The sequence below is a fragment of the Pseudomonas sp. S49 genome, from assembly GCF_009866785.1.
In the GTDB taxonomy this organism is placed as follows: Bacteria; Pseudomonadota; Gammaproteobacteria; order Pseudomonadales; family Pseudomonadaceae; genus Aquipseudomonas.
The window spans coordinates 894,553-913,407 of sequence record NZ_CP019432.1 but is presented as its reverse complement, the minus strand read 5'-3'; the positions used below and the strand labels follow the sequence as shown (position 1 = coordinate 913,407).

Here is an 18,855-nt window from a genome sequence, read left to right as displayed (position 1 = left end):
TTCCAGCCGCCTCAACTGACGGCGCACAAGCCGCCGTCAGTGCCTCTTCGGGTTCCCTCCACGAGCCCGTCCGTCGCCTGTGCACGTCATTTACGCGCAGTTGCAATTTTCAGATGGTATTGGACATATAATCGCCGCCGATCCGGCATGACGCCTGATCGCGCTACGCTATGTTTGACCATCGAGACGGACCTTTATGTATATCGGCAAAGCCGCCCAGCTGTCGGGCACCACTGTCAAAAGCATTCGCCACTACGAAGAAATCGGCCTGTTGCCCGAACCCAAGCGTGAAGGCAAATACCGCATCTACAGCCAGCAAAGTGTCGAGGTGTTGACGTTCATCAAGTGCGCCCAGCAATTGGGCTTCAAGCTCAAAGAGCTGCAGGTGATCCTCAACAACTACCGCGGCGACGAATTCCCGTGGGACATGGCGCAACGAGCCATTGCCGAAAAAAAAGCCGAACTGGTGACCCAGATCGGCGATTTGCAGCAATTGCACGACGGCCTCGAAGCGTTCGAAAGCAACCTCAACGATGCGCGCCAGGAATGCCAGTTCGAGCGCATTGCCCGTTATGGCGAAAAAAACCCGGTCAATACACTGAACTGAAAACCCTTCTGCGCCGCATGACCGGGCTCGCCTGTCGTCTCAGGGCAGGCGCGCCCGGTCGTTGGCGAGTCAGCCCGGTACCGCCTCCCCTTCTGTGCGCAGCGCTTGAACCGGCGCATGCACCGGCGCAATCGCCGCAAAGAACCACGGCGATACCAGCGTCACCAGGACAATGGTCATGACCCCGCTGGAAAACAGCGCCATCGCCACCAATGCGCCGAGATCGACAATCGGCTTGAAGTCGGAAAACAGCAGCGCCATGAAGCCTACGGAGAAGATCACCACGTTGATCACCGTCGAACGGCCGACGCTGTGCATCGCCTGCAAAATAGCCGCGTCGATTTCAATACCCTGCTGCACCAGCAACTTGATGCGTGACAGCAGGTGCACCGCGTAATCGACCACGCCGACCACGAGGAACGTCACCAGCGTCGTGCCGATGTTCAGCTCGATGCCGAACAGGAACATAAAGCCGTAGACCGTCACCGAGGTGGTCAGCAAGGTCAGCATGCCGAGCACCCCGAGGCGCACCGATTTGAGCCAGTACATCATCATCAGCGTAACGACCAGCAAGGCCAGGGAAAAACTCAGCACCTGGCCCTGAGTGATTTCCTGCAGTACACCCGTCCAGATCAACGGTGTACCGGCGTGGGTCACCTCCAGGTTGGCCGGTTTATTGATCAGCAACCAGGCATCGAGGCGGTCGAGCATGCCCTGATAGTCGCTGGCGACCGACGAGGTCATGGTGTACAGGGTCAAGGCCTTGGAGAAATCGGCGTTGAGCACGTTGTTCAGGTCCGAACCGCCACCGTTTTCGAACAGCATCACGTGCTGCTCGATCAGCGAATTGCCCGGTACTTCAAAACGCTCGACCTGCCCGTCGTCATTGACTGACGTGACCTTCTCCACGGCATTCGGCACCCGCAGATAATCCGGGTTCATGTCGTTGAGCACCAGGTTCATGCGCTTGACGTACGTGGCCAGCGAGTAGCCGTAACTGACGTTCGGTTGCTGTTTGATGAAGTGGTCGAGCTTGTCGATGAACTGCACCACTTCGGTGGTCAGCACGCCGCGTGGTTCTTTGCTGTCGATGGCGATCCAGCCCGGCGCCGTCCCCGCCACTTTGGCGTGGTTGATGAACTGATCGGACACGCGAATGTGGCTTTCCGGCTTGAAGTAGGCGATGCCGGAGTCTTCGATATCGACGCGGAACGTGAACACCGTGGCCAGTGCCAGCAGCGGCAGCATGACCATCAGGACCGGTTTGCGAAAGCGGATCATCCAGGCACAGAACGCCACCAGATACCGCGAGATGATCGATTCCTGGTGCACGACAGCCTTGGCTTGCTGCGGCTGATCCTTGCCCCAGATCGAGATCCACGCCGGAATCAGCAACAGCGAAATGATCAGCGCCGCGGTCAGGCCGATGGACATGAACACGCCGAAATTGCGGATGCTGACAATGTTGTTGGTGGTGGAAATCATGAACGTGGCGATGGTCGTCACGGTCGTCAACACCACCGGCACCACCATCAAGCGCTGGGTTTCGCGGTTGGCCTCGCGATTGCTCTTGCCGGCGTTTTTCTGCTCGTAATACTCAGCCATCACGTGGATCGCATCCGAGCAGCAGATGGTGAACAGGAACACCGGCAGCACACTGGTCAGCAGGTCGAACGGCACGCGCAATAGCGCCATCAGGCCCAAGGTCCAGATGGTGCAGAACAGAATGTTGAACAGCGGCAACAGCACGCCCAGCGGTTTGCGAAAGAAGAAGATCAGCAGCAGTGTGATCAGCAAAAACACGATCGGAAAAAGCACGGCCAGGTCGTGATCAATGATTTCCTGCTGCGCGGCGATAAAGATCGGCATGCCGGCAATGAAGATTTCGTCCTTGTACTCCGGGTGCTCGGCCTGATATTGCGCAACGATGCCGCGCACGATCTGATAAGCCCGCAGTTGCGCCTGAGCGTCGTCCTGCTTGGTGCCGAGCTCGGCCACCAGCATCGCGACTTTCTTGTCTTTGGACACCACCCCGTCGACCATCAATTCGTTGCCCATGATCTGCGACTCGACCAGCGCCGGGTCCATGTCATAGGCATTCAGGGTTTTGTGAATCAACAGCTCACCGTCGTCGGTCAGGACGATGTTTTCCAGGTCGCCCATCGAGGCCATTTCGCGGATCGGGTTGATCCGCTCGGCGAGAAAGGTCAGGAACAACTGATCATGGGCGTCCCAGTTCTGGCTCTGAGCATGATCACGCAATGCCTTGGCGTTGGCGTAATCGTTCTGCGAAAAGCCACCCTCGAGAATGTCCCGGGTCAACAACTGCGCACGGCTGTCGTCTGCATGCCGGGCCACGATTTGCGCCAACTGCTCCTTGTCGGCATCGTTGGCCAGAATCATCTTGCGCACCGACTGCGACATCGAAAACAGCGCGTTGAGCGTGGTTTTGTTGAACACCGTCTGTGGATTGTTCAGCGCCACCATCACCGAGTCGAACGTGCCGGTGAACTCACCCTGCAAATCGATGATGGTCTTGCGCGCCGGGTGGCTTTCCTTGAGCAGATAAGGGTTGGTGTCGGACACCAGCGCGCCCAGCGTATAGGTGAAATACGCCGTAATCGCCACCAGCAGGAAAACAATCGCCCGCGCATAGCGCTCGACGAAATTCAGATATCTTTCCATGATCAAGGGTTCCAGTTCGTCGGGGGCGGCGCTTAGCGGGCAGACACGGCAAATTCCGGCAGGTCACCGGTTTTCAGCCCGCGCTTGATGGCGGTCTGGGTGAACAGGCGATCTTCCAGCGAGACGTTGTACTGCAACTGGTTGAAGCGCATTTCCGAACGGGTGCCGTCGATGAAATGCTCGGTCTCACTGAGCACGATGCTGTCGATCGAGTCGATGGTCGCGACTTTCTGCGTGCGCATCTGCTTGATCAGCACACCTTTGACGTCGAAGAAGTCCTGACGCATGACCAGGAAATTCTGCTTGTCGATCCACACTTTCAGCTTGTTGTAACCGGTCTTGGCCAGCACCTCGGGAGATGCCGGTTCACGCTCGATCACGTAGCAGTCGCGGCCCTTGATCTGCTCTTCACCCACGAGTTTCTGCGAGTAATCCTTGACGCGGATCTTGTCCAGATCAGCGTACGAATACTCACTGCCCATGAACGAGCCACGCTTGTCGGTAGTGGAGATGCGGCGGGTCTGGCGGCTGACTGGCAGGTACATCCACTGGCTGTCTTCCAGGCCGAGGGTTTCGTGCGGGTTTTCGATGTGGAAGGCAACGTCACGCACGTCAGTCGGCGCGGAAAAGTACATGCTGAACTTGTCGCTGTCCGCGTAATCCTTTTGCAGGTAGGTGAACTCGCGAACGCGGGTATTGCCTTTCTTGTCATGCAGGATCAGCGAAACCTGGGACATGAAGCTGTTCCCGTCATTGCGATCGCGCACCTGACGGATGATCTCATCGGCATTGCCGGCCTCGGCGGCACTGGCGCAAGCACTGCCAAGGATCAAAGCGGCGGTGGTCAGACTTTTCAAAAACGGCAACATAACAACTTCCTTTTCGTTGGATGAATGCACCTGCGCGCGAGAGCGGCAGGCGTGATGGGTCAGAACAGATAGCCGACCGACAGCCGCACTTGATCGCGCTTGCTGTACTCGCCGAAAGTCTTCTCGGGCTTGCCGAAGAACACGTCGACTTCCAGGCCGAGCTTGATGTAGTCGACCGGCTTGTAGGTGAAGATGCCTTGCAGCAAGGCGTCGTCCTGAAACGGCGGTGAGCCAGCGACCACCAGACGACTCTTGAGGCGGTCCTGCCAATGGGTGCCTTCGGCCGACAGGGTGAACAGCGGTTCGTGTTTGTCCTGCAACATGCCGTCCTGCCAGTCGAGCAACACCTGCTCCTGCCACTGCGCGGAGATCAGCCAGTCGCGCAACAGGTAGTCGACACCCAGCAGCGACTTGACCATGGGCGTGCTGTCGGCACCGTAGGCGCGGGTCGGATTGGTCACGCGCCAGTTGTCGAAATACGCGACCTCGCTGCGTACCACGATGCTGTGCCCGGCGTCGATCGCCAGCCCCGCACCGCCCATGGTGTAACGGGGAAACTGCCGTTCCAGTCGCGTACGACCGTCATCGGCGAGGCCTTCGACGGCGTACACCGGGTCTTGCTGACGGGCGCTCAAGGCAACAAAACTGGTGTCCACCGCGCCGATCCGGCCGTTGGCGCTCAAGCCATAGGAATAGCCCTTGTCGCCGTCATAGCCGGGCTTGGAGTCGAGCAGAAAATACTGCGGGTCCGGCGCGGCAAACAGTGGCGCGGCAAATTCACTGCCCTCAACCGGCGCCTGGTTTTTCACGAAGTCGGTGATCCACAGCGCTTCCAGCTCCCACTCGCCCACCGGTTGTGCAAAGCGCACCATGGGCACGGCGATGCGGCTGTCTTCGAGCAGCGGCGTCAGACCGTCGCGATAGTCCAGCGGGTTGATCTGATCGAGCACGCGCAATTCATCCGCGCGGCCCCAGACCACTTGCTGCCAGCCCACTGTCACTTCACCGTCGCCCAGCGAATGGCCGACGTAGAGGTGCCGCCAATCGGCGTCAAAACGGTATTTGTCGCGTGCCCGTTCGCTGTACGGATTGTTGCCGTCATAGCGCGCGTCGTAACGCACGCGGCCCTTGGCCTTGTAGTAACCGCCCTCCCAGTTGTCTTCCAGGTTGGCCTTGAAATACACGGCTTTCTGCGTGACCTGATCGTCACCGTGCAGGCGCAAAGCCGTGGCCACGCCGACTTCACCGTCGGCGTAATCGGGCTTGAGATCATCGACGGTCAATTCGGCCATCGCGCCGGGCGCAGCCATGCACGCCCACACCGCACCCACGATGTGACTGTTGTGAAATCGAGGCATCGTTACATTCCCAACCCGACACCGCCATCGATCACCAGACTCTGCGCGGTCACCCCGCCAGCCTCGGGGCTGGCCAGGTAACGCACCATCGCCGCCACTTCTTCGCTCTGGATGAAACGGCGCATCGGCAGTTTCTTCTTCGCGTTGCGTACGATCTGTTCCTGGGTCAACCCGGCAATCGCCGCTTGCGTCGCCAGTTCACCCTGCAACATCGGCGTATCGATCCACGCCGGCAGAATCGCGTTGACCGTGATTTGCCGCGAAGCGAGATCCAGTGCCAGCGCCTTGGTCATGCCGACAATGCCGTGCTTGGACGCGCAGTACGCAGTGTTGCGCACCTTGCCGGCACGGCCGAGGATCGACGACATGTTGATGATCCGCCCACGGTCGGGCATCAGCGCAAGACACAGCGAGGTCACGTAGAACGTGCCGTTGAGGTTGACCGAAATCACCTTGTGCCAGTTGTGCAGATCCTCCGGCTCGTTCTCGTTGCAGATGCCAGCGCTGTTGACCAGCACATCGACATATTCGACTTGCGAACCGAGGGTCTTGAACAACGCCTCCATAGCCGGCAGGTCGGCAATGTTCGCCGCATGGGTTTCGACCCGCGCCTGGATCTGCTCCTGTTGCTCATCGACCCAGCGCTGCAGTTCGGCCAGATCGAGATCCAGCAGAATCAGGCGATTGCCAGCCTCGGCGGCAAAGTTCTCGGCGACCGCGCGGCCGATGCCTTTCGCCGCTCCGGTGATCAGAATGGTCCGGCTCATGGCATCTTCAACCCGCCGTTGACCGGCAGGACCTCCCCGGTCAGGTACAAACCGCGATCGGCGAGGTACAGCACCGCTTCGGCAATTTCTTCAGGTTCGGCGTAGCGTTTGATCAGCAGGCGCGACTGGATTTCTTCTTCCTGACTGCCGATCAGCGCCGTACTCATCTCGGTCTTGACGATGCCCGGGGCGACCGCGTTGACGCGAATGTTGCGCGGCGCCAGCTCCACCGCCAAGGCACGGGTCAACGATTCGACCCCGCCCTTGGCAGCGGCATAGTTGCTTTGGCCTTTGCCGGGCTTCTGCGCCGCCACCGAACTGATGTTGACGATGCAACCGCTGCGCTGGCGCAACATGCCCGGCACCACCTGCTGACAGCAGAGCATCGTGCCGATCAGGTTGGTCTGGATCACGTCGATCAGGTCACGCGCCGACATCGTCGCCAGCAAACCATCGCGAGTGATGCCGGCGTTGTTAACCAACAGATCGATACGCTGAAAATGCTGATCGATCCGTTCGAAAAACGCCTTGATGCTGTCGCCGTTGCTGACATCGCACTGCAATGCCAGGCAATCGATCCCCGACGCCTGAACCTCATCGCGCAAGGCCATCGCCGCGACTTCATCGCGCACGTAACTGAACGCGATCTGATAACCCGCCCCGGCCAGGGCCAGGACAATCGCCCGACCGATGCCACGACTGCCACCGGTCACCACTGCTACTTTATTCGGCATGACCGTTCCTTAGAGCGAGTTGTCGGTTTTGAACTGCGCGAGGGTGAAACCGTGAGTCGCCGCCAGTGCACGAATCTGCTGCACCTGCTCACGGCTGATGTCGCCGTAGGAGTAGTGCTGTTTCATCCCGGACAGGCCCATCAGCACCGACTCGGCCATGCACGCGTACAACTGACCTTGCTTGAGATAGGCCCGTACGTTTTTCACCAGGCCATCGCCCAGCGGCGTCTGCACGATGCCGCCGTGCATGTAGAGAACGTCGCTGCGTTGGCTGGCGAGGTTCTGGTCAACGTTCAGCGGCACGGCGATGTCGCAGATCACGCTGTTTTCGGCGAAGTGCTCGGCAAAGAGAAACGGCTGCGGTGCGTTCGCCGCGCAGAGCACGATGCGTGCCTGTTTCAGTACATCAAGATCGTTGCTGACGGTGATGAAGGCATTCGCGCCCAGGCGTTCTTCGACCAGTTTCGCCACGCGCTGCCCCAGATCGGCACTGCTGCCGTGGACCTGCAACAGCGCATCGATTCCATCAATTTGCTGCAGGCGACGGGCGAGGCGATCGTGTTCGGCGACACCCTTGAGAATCGCGCGAGCGGCTTCGGCATAAATCTGTTGCGCGGTTTTTTCCAGACGACGCAGGGAACCGTCGCGGCCGCTGCCGATGAGGATCAGATGCTCGACGCTGGTCGACAGCAGAGAGGCGTAGGTCGAGGCAATATTGCCCGCCGCACCGACCACCGCAGCGGTCTGCTCGCTCAGTTCCAGGCCTTGCTGCTTGCAGCCCTGTTCGATGGCTTCCAGGCCCATGCCGATGGTCAGCGCGTTGCCGGAAGTCAGCGCCATGTCAGGAATCTGCAAGGCCTGGCAGTTGTTGGTGACGATCGAGGTGTACATGCCCAGCCCGGCGACGCTGTAGCCATCGGCGCGAGCATCCTTGATGCGGTTGCCGACTTCTTCGCGGATGGTTTGCAGATCGCCGCTGGCGATGTACGCCGCCATGGCGTCGGAATCCATGCACAGCGGGTACAGGGTGAACTCCACGGCGGTGCCGAGTTTCGAGCGAATCTGCACCGGGCCGATGGGCGCAGCTCGGCGCTCGGGCGCCATGCGTTTGATGAACTCGCGCTTCTGCTCGACGCTCAGGGTCGACAGTGACGGATCGACGTCACTGAGCATGTCCGAATCAATCAAATGGTTGATGAACGCCACGCGAGCCACCACGCGCACGTTCTCGTCAGACTTTGGGCGGGTTTCGATCTCCTTGAAGCTGACCTCGCGCGCCGGCACGTCAGCGACGCTGTCGGCGCACACACCGGCGGCCAGCGGGAAGGCGTCGCGGCGGCGCAGCATGTCGCAGACTTTCTGCAGGGAGCCGATCAAGCCATCGATTTCTTCGAAGGTGATGCACACCGGCGGTTCCAGACGAATCACATTGGCGTTGCTGCCCGAAGGCGCCACGCGCAGGGATTCGAATTGCAGCAGGTAGCCGGCAATGATGTAGCCCAGCGCATCGTTGTACTGCGCCGAAGCCTGAACCAGCGAACTGGTGCCGGTCAGGTCGTGCAATTCAAAACCCAGCAGCAAGCCGCGACCACGCACGTCGGCGATCACGTCCGGGTAGGCCGCTTTGAGTTCCAGCAGCGAAGCCTTGAGGTACTCGCCCTTCTTGTTCACGTCCTTGAGCATCGCGCTGTCGTTCTCGAACAGACGGCGCAAGGCCGACAGAGCGATATGGCAGGACGCATCATCTTCGGCAAAGGTCGAACTGTGGATGTAGCTGAAATCGTTTTCGTAGTGGCTGGCGCGAATCACCGTCGCGGCAATCTTCATCAAGCCACCGCCGAGCGCTTTCGACAGGCAGTAGTAATCACCCTGCAAGTTGAAATGGCTGGCGCCGAGCAAGGTGCCGGTGCGGCCGAAACCCGATTGCACTTCATCGATGATCAGCGGGCATTGCTGTTCGTTGCACAGACGCCGCAGGCCCAGATAAAACTCATTGGCGAACTCGTTGATGCCACCCTCGCCCTGAATCGGCTCGAGCAATACCGCCGTGATCGCGCTGAATGCTTCGCGGCGCACTTGCAGGGTTTCGCCGCTCCATTCCAGGCTCAGCCAGTGACGCACGTGACGGGCCGGCAGCTCTTGCAATTGCTGTGGCTGTTGCGGGTCGATGAACTCGACGTTGAGGCCGAAACGGGCGAATGGCTTGCGGTACTGCTTGCCATAGGTCAACTGAACGGTGTTCACCAGTTTGCCGTGGAAGCTGCCGCGCACAGCCAGGAACACCGGCTCGACATGCAGCTGCGCCAGGTTGTGCTGACGCACCGCTTCGGCCACTTGGCGCACGGTGACGCAGGACAGATTCTGCGGCAGCAGACCGGCTGGCAAATCGAGATCGTCGATGTCCAGCTCGACATAAGCCTTGTCGCTGGCAACCAGATTGGCGAGGGCGAAGTCGCGCTCGTCGAATTGCGTCTGCAGGTTTTTCTGACGACGGTATTCGGCGTGCTTGACGGCGATCTCCACCGACTCGGCGCCACTGTTGGAGAAGGTCGAAATGTAGCGCTCGCTGTTGTTCAGTTCACGGTTGAACGCTTCACTGAGTTCGCGTCCCAATTGACCGGCCGCACCGCGCACCGACATCTGCGCGTTGAACGGCACATCGGCACGCAACAGGTCGACGAGTTGATCGACAAACTGCGGATCGTTGTGGCCATACAGCGCGGCGCCGTAACCACCGAGGAAGTCGGTGACGGTTACTTCATCGCCCTGGCGGTCGCGGTAAAACAGTTTGCTGCCCAGCGCTCTGTGGAACTGGCATTCGAGGCCCAGAGCCTGCATCAATTCAACGAATTTCGGCCGTACGTAATCGCGGTAATCCATGACAGTTCTATCCCTTGAGTAAAAAATCAGCTGCGTTTCGTTGCGTGCGGACGGTCAGTCAGCCGCGTGAAATTCGAGTTGGTAGCCGGCACTGAAGCCGTTGTCGTCGCGGTTGATGACCAGGCAATCGTGCAGCACGGCATCGCGCGGCCCGCCGATCACGAACGGCAGGTGCGCATCCACAGGTTGTTCCAGACCACTGACCGGCGGGATGCTTTGCGCCTGCAAGGCCTGCCGGGCAAAGATCAGGTCAACCAGACTCGGTGCACCACTTAGAATGCCGGTCAGCGGTGTGCTGCTGGTGATGTGCGCGGCGCCGGTTCGCGCCAGCGTGCGGGCCAGATCGGCATCCTTGTGCGGATCGCCAGTGGCGCTGCTGACCAGCAGATCCACTTGTTTATCCGGCAGGTTCAGCGAATCCAGACGAGGGTGGGCGAAGAGCGCCGTCAGGCAGGTTTGCGGGCCTGCCGGCAGATCATCGGCGCGGCGCAGCACCAGCGCCGCCGCGCCTTCGCCGGCAATACCACCACTGCCCTGGCGATCGAAGGCGCGCAGGCTTTGCGAAGCATCGGTGCTGATTACGCCAGCCTCGGCCAGTGCGGCCAGCGCCAGCGGATCCAGTTCACTGCCGGCGCCAACCACAATCGCCGCATCCACTCGACCGCTTTGCAGCGCGGCGCAGGCCTCGCGTAGCGCCGCCAGATTGCCGGCGACGCCTTGCATGTAAGCGTTGCTTTCGCACTCCAGTTTCAACGCCAGACTGACCACCCCGAGCAAACCGTTGCTGAGGCTTTTGAGGACCAGAAACGGGTCGAGCGCGCGCTCCTGCAATACGCGTTTGGCCAGACGCTGCATGTCGGCACCGGTCTCGGTCTGACACTCATGCAACAGTTCGCCGTAAGAAGCGAGCGACGGATGGGTGTAACCGCCCTGGCAGCAATAGAGACCAAAACGTACGTCGTCGCGGCCCGGCTCAAGCCCTGCCTCGGCCAATGCCTGACGCACGGCGCTGACGCCCCAGATCACTGCCGGCGGACAATAACGCTGGAGGTTTTGTGCAACGTCCTGGCGACTGCGTTGATGATCGTCCTCAGCGACGTGACCGAACGCGACGACACGCTCACTGTGGAAAAGCGGCGACTGCAAGGCCGAGATCGCGCTGCGACCTTCGCGGGCTGCCGACCAGAAACGCTCGACACCCCAGCCGGTGGGCAACACACAGCCGCTGCCGGTGATGGCGATACGTGCAGAGGCATTGCTCATTGTCCGTGCTCCCGATATTTGCCAAGGGCCAGCGAGGTGTTGAGGCCGCCAAAACCGAAAGAATTGCTCAGTGCGTAATCCACGCGACGACTGACGGCCTGACCGGCGCAATAATCCAGATCACACTGTTCGTCGGCGTCGTGCAGGTTCACCGTGGGCGTGACCAGATCGTTCAGGCAGGCCAATGCGGTAACGATGCATTCGGGTGCGCCGGCCGCCGCGATCAGGTGACCGAACTGCGATTTGTTGGCACTGACAGCCAAGGCTTGATAGTGCTTGTGCTCGGCAAACACACTTTTGATCGCGAGGGTTTCGGCCACGTCGTTGAGCGGCGTCGAGGTACCGTGGGCGTTGATCAGATCGATCTGCTGCGGGCGTAGCCCGGCGTCGTCGAGTGCGGCCTGCATCGCCAGCGCCGCGCCGCGTCCTTCGGGTTGTGGTGCGGTGACTTTATAAGCGTCCAGGCTGCTGCCGAAACCCAGCACTTCGGCATAGGGTGTGGCGCCCCGCGCCAAGGCGTGTTCCAGGCTTTCGAGGACGACAAAACCGCCGCCTTCGCCGGCGATCAGCCCGCTGCGGTCACGATCGAACGGCCGACACAGGTCGGCGCCCCAGCGTTGCTCTCCCGAAGCGGCGCCGAGCAGGTACAGCGCAGCCATGGTGTCGAGATTGAGCACCGAGTCGGCCCCGCCGGCCAGCGCTACGCTGACTTCGCCACGACGGATCATCTGAAAGGCATTACCGATCGCTTGGGAGGCACCCGCACAGGCACTGCTGATATTGATCACGGGGCCTTCGCAGCCCAGATCGTCGGCGATTACTCGCGCCAGACGGTCGTTGCTCTGACGCAGCGAGCCATCGGCATTTACTTGCCCGGCACGCGGCATCAAGTGCTGCCAGCCCGGGGCTGCGCCATCCGGGGCGGCGGTCAGGAGCATGTCGGCGAGCATGTGTTGCGGCGCGCCAGAGGCACACAGAACCGCTGCGCCGCGCAATTGCTCCGGTTGCAGGCCACTGTCGTTGACGGCTTGCGTGGCGGCCACCCAGCCAAAGCGGCTGCGTTTCTCCAGTGGCAGGGTCCACGCCGCGTGGCTGTGCAGTTTTTCCGGCAACAGGCTCATGTCGACGGGCGCTGCATAACGCACCGCGAACGAGGCCTCTTGCAGGTCGTCCGGCTGCCATGGCCGCACGCAATGTTCGGCGCCGAGCATTTTTTCCCAGAGGGTCTGCCATTCGAAACCGAAACCGGTGACGGCACCCATGCCGGTGATCACAATCCGTGTCGCACTCATGCGTGCTTCTCCATGGTTTCACTGCACAACAGCAACGCGCCCCAGTGACCGGCGCGAGTGTGGCTGACAAGCAGCGTGTAGCCTGGCGTCGCTGTCGTCTCATGACTGAGGTGCAAGGTCAGGGCTACTTCAGTCAGCAAGCCGCTGGCGCCCAGTTCACCGGTCATGGCGCGGGTACTGCGAATCTCGCGCGGGAAGGCTTCGAGCAACTTCATCAACTGCCCGTCAGCGTAATTGCCGACCACCTGTTCGACGTCGCCCACGCGCAGTTTCTCCAGACTCAAGGCCTGGTCGATCACGCGCTGGCCTACGGCTAAAGAACGTTGCGGATCCGCGCTGTAACCCCGAGCGAACCCGGCTACGCGCAAGACGTGTGTCGTATCCGCGGGTGGTGTTGACGCCAGCAACAGCGCCGCGGCGCCCTCACCGAAAACCGGCTCGTTCGCCTGATCCGGCTCGCGCAGGTACAGGGCCGGTGTCAGGTTCGGACTGCTGCTGACCACCAGCGCGGCGTCGGCATGCCGCTCGCCAATCTGCTGGCTGGCTTCGATCAGCGCATCCAGCCCGGCGTTGTCCTGGGAACAGAAGCCCCCCATGGGCCCGTGGCAATCGAGCGCTTCGGCCACATACGCCATTACGCTGCTGTTGAGCAGGGTCAGCGCATGCAAGGGCGGCGTGTTGGCCAACAATTGGCCGAGTTGTTTGTGTGGCTGTTCGATGATCGCCTGCACCGCGTCCCAACAAGGGCTCGGTGCGTCGACTTCGGGAATGGCCGCGGTCAGCGCAACGCGCGAGGCGGGCAATTGCAGCGCCGCCAGCGATGGTGCCAGCCGTGCTGCGCAATGCAGTAGACGCAAACCCTGCGGCTCGACGCTGCGCTGGATCTTGCGATCGAACAAATCGCTCGCCAGACGCGGCGTCGGCAATGCAAAGGCCAGACGTCGCGTATCAAAGGTCAGTGGCTGTGCAGAACGCGGTGTGCCGAGCAAGTCGGCACATTCGCTGCCAGCCGTGTTCAGGACAGCAGCGGCGTGCAGATAGATGGCTCTGTTCATGTCATGCCCTTCCCAGAACCAGCGAACTGTTGATACCGCCGAAACCGAACGAGTTGGACATCACCACGTTGATCGACTGGCGAAGCGGCTCGCTCAGAAACTTCAGCGATGGGTATTCGGCACGTTCAGGGTCGTAATTCAAGGTAGGTAACAGCACACCGTCACGCAGGCTCATCAGCGACAGCACGGCTTCGATTGCACCGCTGCCGGCCAATGAATGGCCGACGGCTGATTTGTTGGCGGTGAAGGTCATGAAGTCCTGGCAGCCGCCAAACAACCGCTGCAAGGCCAGCGCTTCACAACTGTCATTGGCCTGGGTGGAGGTGCCGTGGGTGTTGACGTGTTGCACGGCACTGCGCAGCAGCCCCGCATCTTCGATTGCAGCTTCCATGCATTCCTCGTATTTGCTGCCATCCCGGCTGCTGGAGGTCATTTTCTGCGCCTCGCAGACATTCGCGTAACCGAGCACCCGGCCCAGTGGCGCAGCCTTGCGTCGTTGGGCGTGTTCAGCGGATTCGAGAACGACCATGGCCGCCCCCTCGCTGAGCACAAAACCACTGCGGTCAGGCATGAACGGGCGGCTTTGTTCGCTCGCCGGCAAGTCGGCCTGACAGAGCGCGCCGAGACTGTTGAACATGTAGTAGGGCAATTCGTTGGCCATCAACTCGACGGCACCACAAATGGCCAGATCGATCTCACCGCGCTCGATGGCCCGGTAAGCACTGCCGATGGCCATGGTGCCCGCGGCACAGGCATCGGAATGGGTCGAGATGTGATCGCGGATACCAAGCCGATCGGCCAGGTGTTGTGTTTGTTGATCGACTCGTTTGTTGAAGATCGCGCCGGGCGATGGCGGATTATCCAACAGACGGTCGAGGTCGACGCGCCCCGCCTCATTCATGCAACGGCTGACACGATGCAGGTCGTGGCTGTCGGCACAGTACTTGTTGGCGCCCAGAAACAGACCGCTGCGACTGTGGGCAAAATCTGCCGGTGTCAGGCCGGCATGCTCCAGCGCCTGCCGGGCGACGTACTCCGCCAGCACACTTTGTCGCGGGTGCAGCGCCGCGTTACCGCCGAAACCGGCACCGATCTGCTGCCACTGCGCGTCATCGATAAACCCGGCAGCGCTGTTGTGAAATCCCAGCGCCTTGAACCGGGGATGTTCGCGGACACAGGATTGCTTCCGGCAAATCCGCTCGAACAACGTGGCAGCGTCCAGCGCCATGGGCGCCACCAGGCCGAACCCGCTCACATAGACTTCTCGTGCCCGCATGAGAACTCCTACACCGCTTCTTTGGCGTGAGTGGTCACAAACTGCTCAACCAATTGACGGGACACTTCATCACCATCGGCCGGCACAAGGCGCGCACTGCAGGCGCCGCAGACCACTTGTTGGCGCTCGTTCAGAACCGCCTGATGGGCGTTGCAATCCGGGCAGGTGGCCGGCAGGTAGTTGAACAGGTTGCGGCACTGGTTGGCCCAGTTACGCACGGTGGTGGCGGCAAAAACCTGAGCCGGTTGCATACCGGCCTTCAACTGATCCGGGGTGTAGGCACTCAGGCTTTGCTCAAGCAGGGCTTTGCCGCTTTCCGTGATGCGACCGTTGACGAGGAACTCGCCGGCGTCGCCGCAAACAGCCACCGCATGATCCAGCACGCTGGTTTTCGGCAGTGTGCAGCCATACTGTCGGCCCAACTGGAAGCTCAAGTCGACGATGTCCAGCGAATCGGCACCCAGATCCTCGACGATGCTGCTGTCCTCATCGATCTCATCCGCGCCCATCACCAACAGCTGTGCCAGGATCTCGCGAGTGCTGGCAATGACATGTTCCAAGTCCAATGGATTGTTCATTTCTATCTCCCTATATGTCGTGACTACTTCATGAATTCGACTTATGAAAAGTAACTTTTCCCACAGCAACTTCTCACGCGGCGGAAATCTAAACTCTGCCCTTAAGGGGAGAGTCAACGAACTATTCAAGGTTTTTTTACAACTTGGAAAAAGTCTGAAAAACCCCGCAATCGCCGCACCTGATTGGTGCGGAACGTCACCGTCGAACGACATATTTACTTAACAAAGACGGGGTATGGTGGAGCGTCCGCGCGCTCTAGAAGACGGCATATCGTGAGCAACTAAGCCGTAGCAGCACAGACGTACAAAAAACAAAATCCGGACAAGTAAAATAGTTATAACTTCATAACTGTTGTTCCAGATCAGTACTGCCGTTAAATGAATTTGCCGGAGGGTTTACTCACCTGTCAGTAGAACAGCGGCAGCGTTTATGGATAACCGGATGTCGAGCACAGACATCTGTCCATGCGCGCAGCGCTATAGGGTGCGAGTTCAGTTCATAGCCAACAGCCCGGAGTCCTCATGACCGCGACCGCCCCTATTACCGTTCTGCGCGACACCCACCCGTTGCCGGTACTCGACGCCTGCAAATGGGAAAAACTCGAAGGCGACCCGCACACCGTCAACCTCAACGCCTACACCAGCGAAGACGGCAGCAAGATCATGGGCACGTGGATCTGCACGCCGGGTAAGTGGCGCGTTGAATACGTGAAGTGGGAGTACTGCCATTTCCAGGAAGGCTACTGCGTGATCACCCCGGATGGCATGGCGCCGATTCACTTGCGTGCTGGCGATATCTTCGTGATTGAACCAGGCATGAAAGGCACGTGGGAAGTGGTCGAGACCGTGCGCAAATATTTCGTGTTTGCCTGATGCAAAAAAGCCGGGAAATCACCCGACGTGATTTCCCGGCAAACAATATCGGATACCCAAAAATCCCCTGTGGGAGCGAGTCTGCTCGCGAAAGCGCACGGTCAGTCACTTCCTCGTTGAAGCCACCGCCGTCATCGCGAGCAGGCTCGCTCCCACAGTTTGTTCAGCGCTGCCCTTCTATTGCAGGCTTGCGATAGCTGTTGATGATCGCCGAGAAATCCTTCCCGCCGTCACCACGCTGACTCATTGCCTGATACAGCTGCTGCGCCACCGCGCCGAGCACCACCGGTTGATGCGCCTGACGCGCCGCTTCCGTCGCCAGCCCCAGATCCTTGAGCATCAGTTCTGCACCAAACCCACCGGTATAACCACGGGACGCCGGCGCGGTTTCAACAATTCCCGGCCACGGGTTGTACATCTCCGAACTCCAGCAACGCCCGGTCGAACTGTTGATGATCCCGGCCAGTACCGAGGTGTCGATCCCCAGCGCATCACCCAGCGCCATCGCCTCACTGACGCCGACCATCGAGATCGCCAGCAGCAGGTTGTTGCAGATCTTGGCGATCTGCCCGGTGCCGACTTCACCGCAATGCACGATGTTGCGGCCCATCTGCGCCAGTACCGGTTGCAGCGTGGCGAACAGTTCCGGGGTGGCGCCGACCATGAAGGTCAACGTCCCGGCTGTCGCGCCGCCAGTGCCACCGGACACCGGCGCATCAGCCATGGCCACGCCTTGTTTCGCCGCAGCGGCCGCTACATCGCGGGCCGTCTGCGGATCGATGGTGCTGCAATCCACCGCGGGCACACCTTGGCGAATGCCAGCCAGCACACCGTCCTCACCGAGCCAGACACTGCGCACATGCACCGCCGCCGGCAGCATGGTGATGACCAGTTCGGCGTCTTCGGCTGCTTCACGGGCCGAAGCGCGAATGCTGCCGCCCAGTTGTTCCAGTTCCGCCAGCACGGCTTTGTTCAGATCGACCAGATTCAGCGAGTGGCCAGCCTTGATCAGGTTGCGCGCCATCGGCGCGCCCATGTTGCCCAGACCGATAAATGCGATTTTCATGGCAGTTCCTCAGCGCAGGTTGATGGTGGTGTTCACGCCGTCGTTGACGCTGTCGTCATCGAACCAGCGCGCGGTGACCGTTTTGGTCTGCGTGTAGAACTGCACCACTTGCTTGCCGTACGGGCCGAGGTCGCCGAGTTTCGAACCGCGCGAACCAGTGAAGCTGAAGAATGGCACCGGCACTGGAATCGGGATATTGATGCCGACCTGGCCGACGTCGATTTCAGTCTGGAATTTACGCGCCGCCGCACCGCTCTGGGTGAACAGGCCGGTGCCATTGCCGAACGGGTTGGCGTTGACCAGCGCAATCGCCTGATCGAGGGTGTCGACTTCCAGTACCACCAGCACCGGGCCGAAGATTTCCTGGGTGTAGATCTGCATGTCGGTGGTCACGCCAGAGAACAGAGTCGGGCCGACAAAGTTGCCTTGCTCGTAGCCCGGGACCTTGATGTCGCGACCGTCCAGTTCCAGCTTGGCGCCTTCCTTGATGCCGCTTTCGATCAGATCGAGAATTCGTGCTTTGGCTTTTTTCGAGATCACCGGGCCGACGTCAGTGCCCGGCTCGCTGCCGGCGTTGACGGTGAGTTTCTGCGCCAGCGCTTTCAGGTCCGGCAGCCATTGTTTCGCCGCGCCGACCAGCACTACCACCGAAGTGGCCATGCAACGTTGCCCGGCCGCACCGAAACCGGCACCGACCAGCGCATTCAGCGCTTGTTCGCGATTGGCATCGGCCAGCACCACAGCGTGGTTCTTCGCGCCCATCATCGATTGCACGCGCTTGCCGTGTTTGCCGGCCAAGTCGTAAACGTGGGTGCCGACAGCGGTCGAACCGACGAAGGACACCGCTTTGATGTCCTTGTGCGTGCACAGGCCATCGACCACGTCTTTACCGCCGTGAACAACGTTCAACACACCGGCCGGAACGCCAGCCTCAATTGCCAGCTCGACCAGCAACATGGTCGACAGCGGATCCTGTTCCGAAGGTTTCAAGACGAAGGTGTTGCCGCAGGCGATGGCCATCGGGAACATCCACAGCGGAATCATCGCCGGGAAGTTGAACGGCGTGATGCCAGCGCACACGCCGATCGGCTGACGCAGGGTGTAAGTATCAACGCCACCCGCGACGTTTTCGGCGAACTCGCCCATTTGCAGCGTGCCGATGGAGCAGGCGTGCTCGACCACTTCCAGGCCACGGAAAATATCGCCTTCGGCGTCGGCAATGGTTTTGCCTTGCTCGGCGCTCAGCACTACCGCAATGCGTTTGGAATGCTCGCGGATCAGCGCTTGCAGCTTGAGCATGATGCGCATGCGTGCGCCGATCGGGGTCAGTTTCCAGGTCTGGAAGGCGCGCTGGGCGGCGCTGACGGCGGCGTCGACTTCAGCGGCGGTGGCAAACGGCACTTTGGCCAGCACTTGCTGGGTCGCCGGGTTGACGATGTCGTGCCATTCGGTGGTCTGCGACTCGACCCATTCGCCATTGATCAGCAGCTTGACCTTCTGGACCGTGGTTTCGTTGGGCGTAAGCGATGCGTTCATGCTGGTCTCCGAAACT

At 60.5% G+C, this 18,855-nt stretch carries 15 protein-coding genes; 2 read left to right on the top strand and 13 right to left on the bottom strand.

Going from position 1 to position 18,855, the window contains the following annotated elements; genetic code table 11:
- Nucleotides 1-196 precede the first annotated feature (196 nt).
- Nucleotides 197-607, top strand: coding sequence for a MerR family transcriptional regulator (locus PspS49_RS03875; RefSeq protein WP_127925750.1), 411 nt, complete (start codon nt 197-199; stop codon nt 605-607).
- Between the two features lie 69 nt (nt 608-676).
- Here PspS49_RS03875 and PspS49_RS03870 read toward each other — a convergent pair whose 3' ends face one another.
- Genes PspS49_RS03870 through PspS49_RS03820 form a run of 11 tightly spaced genes read right to left on the bottom strand, consistent with a single transcriptional unit; the run spans nt 677 to nt 15,364 of the window.
- On the bottom strand, nt 677-3,292 hold the full coding sequence (locus PspS49_RS03870) for an MMPL family transporter (RefSeq protein WP_160038215.1): 2,616 nt from the start codon (nt 3,290-3,292) through the stop codon (nt 677-679).
- 32 nt (nt 3,293-3,324) lie between these two features.
- Nucleotides 3,325-4,161 (bottom strand): outer membrane lipoprotein-sorting protein, encoded by an 837-nt coding sequence (locus PspS49_RS03865; RefSeq protein WP_160038213.1) that lies wholly within the window; start codon nt 4,159-4,161, stop codon nt 3,325-3,327.
- A gap of 59 nt (nt 4,162-4,220) precedes the next feature.
- Entirely contained in the window at nt 4,221-5,471 is a 1,251-nt protein-coding gene (locus PspS49_RS03860) for a DUF1302 family protein (protein ID WP_238786351.1), read from the bottom strand.
- Between the two features lie 50 nt (nt 5,472-5,521).
- A complete protein-coding gene (locus PspS49_RS03855) occupies nt 5,522-6,286 on the bottom strand; it encodes an SDR family NAD(P)-dependent oxidoreductase (protein WP_150749630.1) in 765 nt (254 codons plus the stop codon).
- Nucleotides 6,283-7,020, bottom strand: a complete 738-nt coding sequence (locus PspS49_RS03850) for a 3-oxoacyl-ACP reductase family protein (RefSeq protein WP_160038209.1) — start codon at nt 7,018-7,020, stop codon at nt 6,283-6,285. The genes PspS49_RS03855 and PspS49_RS03850 overlap by 4 nt, the downstream gene beginning before the upstream one ends.
- 9 nt (nt 7,021-7,029) lie before the next feature.
- Complete coding sequence (locus PspS49_RS03845) at nt 7,030-9,900, bottom strand: aminotransferase class III-fold pyridoxal phosphate-dependent enzyme (RefSeq protein WP_160038207.1); 2,871 nt, start codon at nt 9,898-9,900, stop codon at nt 7,030-7,032.
- Between the two features lie 54 nt (nt 9,901-9,954).
- A complete protein-coding gene (locus tag PspS49_RS03840) occupies nt 9,955-11,163 on the bottom strand; it encodes a beta-ketoacyl synthase N-terminal-like domain-containing protein (protein ID WP_160038205.1) in 1,209 nt (402 codons plus the stop codon).
- The gene (locus tag PspS49_RS03835) at nt 11,160-12,455 is read right to left on the bottom strand and encodes a beta-ketoacyl-[acyl-carrier-protein] synthase family protein (protein ID WP_150749634.1); all 1,296 of its coding nucleotides are present in this window, start codon (nt 12,453-12,455) and stop codon (nt 11,160-11,162) included. Before PspS49_RS03835 ends, PspS49_RS03840 begins: the two co-directional genes overlap by 4 nt.
- Nucleotides 12,452-13,510 (bottom strand): beta-ketoacyl synthase, encoded by a 1,059-nt coding sequence (locus PspS49_RS03830; RefSeq protein ID WP_160038203.1) that lies wholly within the window; start codon nt 13,508-13,510, stop codon nt 12,452-12,454. The genes PspS49_RS03835 and PspS49_RS03830 overlap by 4 nt, the downstream gene beginning before the upstream one ends.
- A gap of 1 nt (nt 13,511) precedes the next feature.
- On the bottom strand, nt 13,512-14,786 hold the full coding sequence (locus tag PspS49_RS03825) for a beta-ketoacyl-[acyl-carrier-protein] synthase family protein (protein ID WP_160038201.1): 1,275 nt from the start codon (nt 14,784-14,786) through the stop codon (nt 13,512-13,514).
- An 8-nt stretch (nt 14,787-14,794) separates the two neighbouring features.
- Complete coding sequence (locus PspS49_RS03820; protein WP_150749637.1) at nt 14,795-15,364, bottom strand: acyl carrier protein; 570 nt, start codon at nt 15,362-15,364, stop codon at nt 14,795-14,797.
- Between the two features lie 522 nt (nt 15,365-15,886).
- Here PspS49_RS03820 and PspS49_RS03815 point away from each other — a divergent pair.
- Complete coding sequence (locus PspS49_RS03815; protein ID WP_103303269.1) at nt 15,887-16,237, top strand: cupin domain-containing protein; 351 nt, start codon at nt 15,887-15,889, stop codon at nt 16,235-16,237.
- A 163-nt stretch (nt 16,238-16,400) separates the two neighbouring features.
- On the opposite strand, the gene mmsB is transcribed toward PspS49_RS03815, so the two are convergent.
- Nucleotides 16,401-17,303, bottom strand: a complete 903-nt coding sequence (gene mmsB / locus PspS49_RS03810) for a 3-hydroxyisobutyrate dehydrogenase (protein ID WP_127925738.1) — start codon at nt 17,301-17,303, stop codon at nt 16,401-16,403.
- Between the two features lie 9 nt (nt 17,304-17,312).
- Nucleotides 17,313-18,839 carry a CoA-acylating methylmalonate-semialdehyde dehydrogenase gene (locus PspS49_RS03805; protein ID WP_127925737.1) on the bottom strand — a complete coding sequence of 509 codons (1,527 nt, stop codon included), beginning with the start codon at nt 18,837-18,839 and terminating at the stop codon, nt 17,313-17,315.
- Nucleotides 18,840-18,855: the final 16 nt, after the last annotated feature.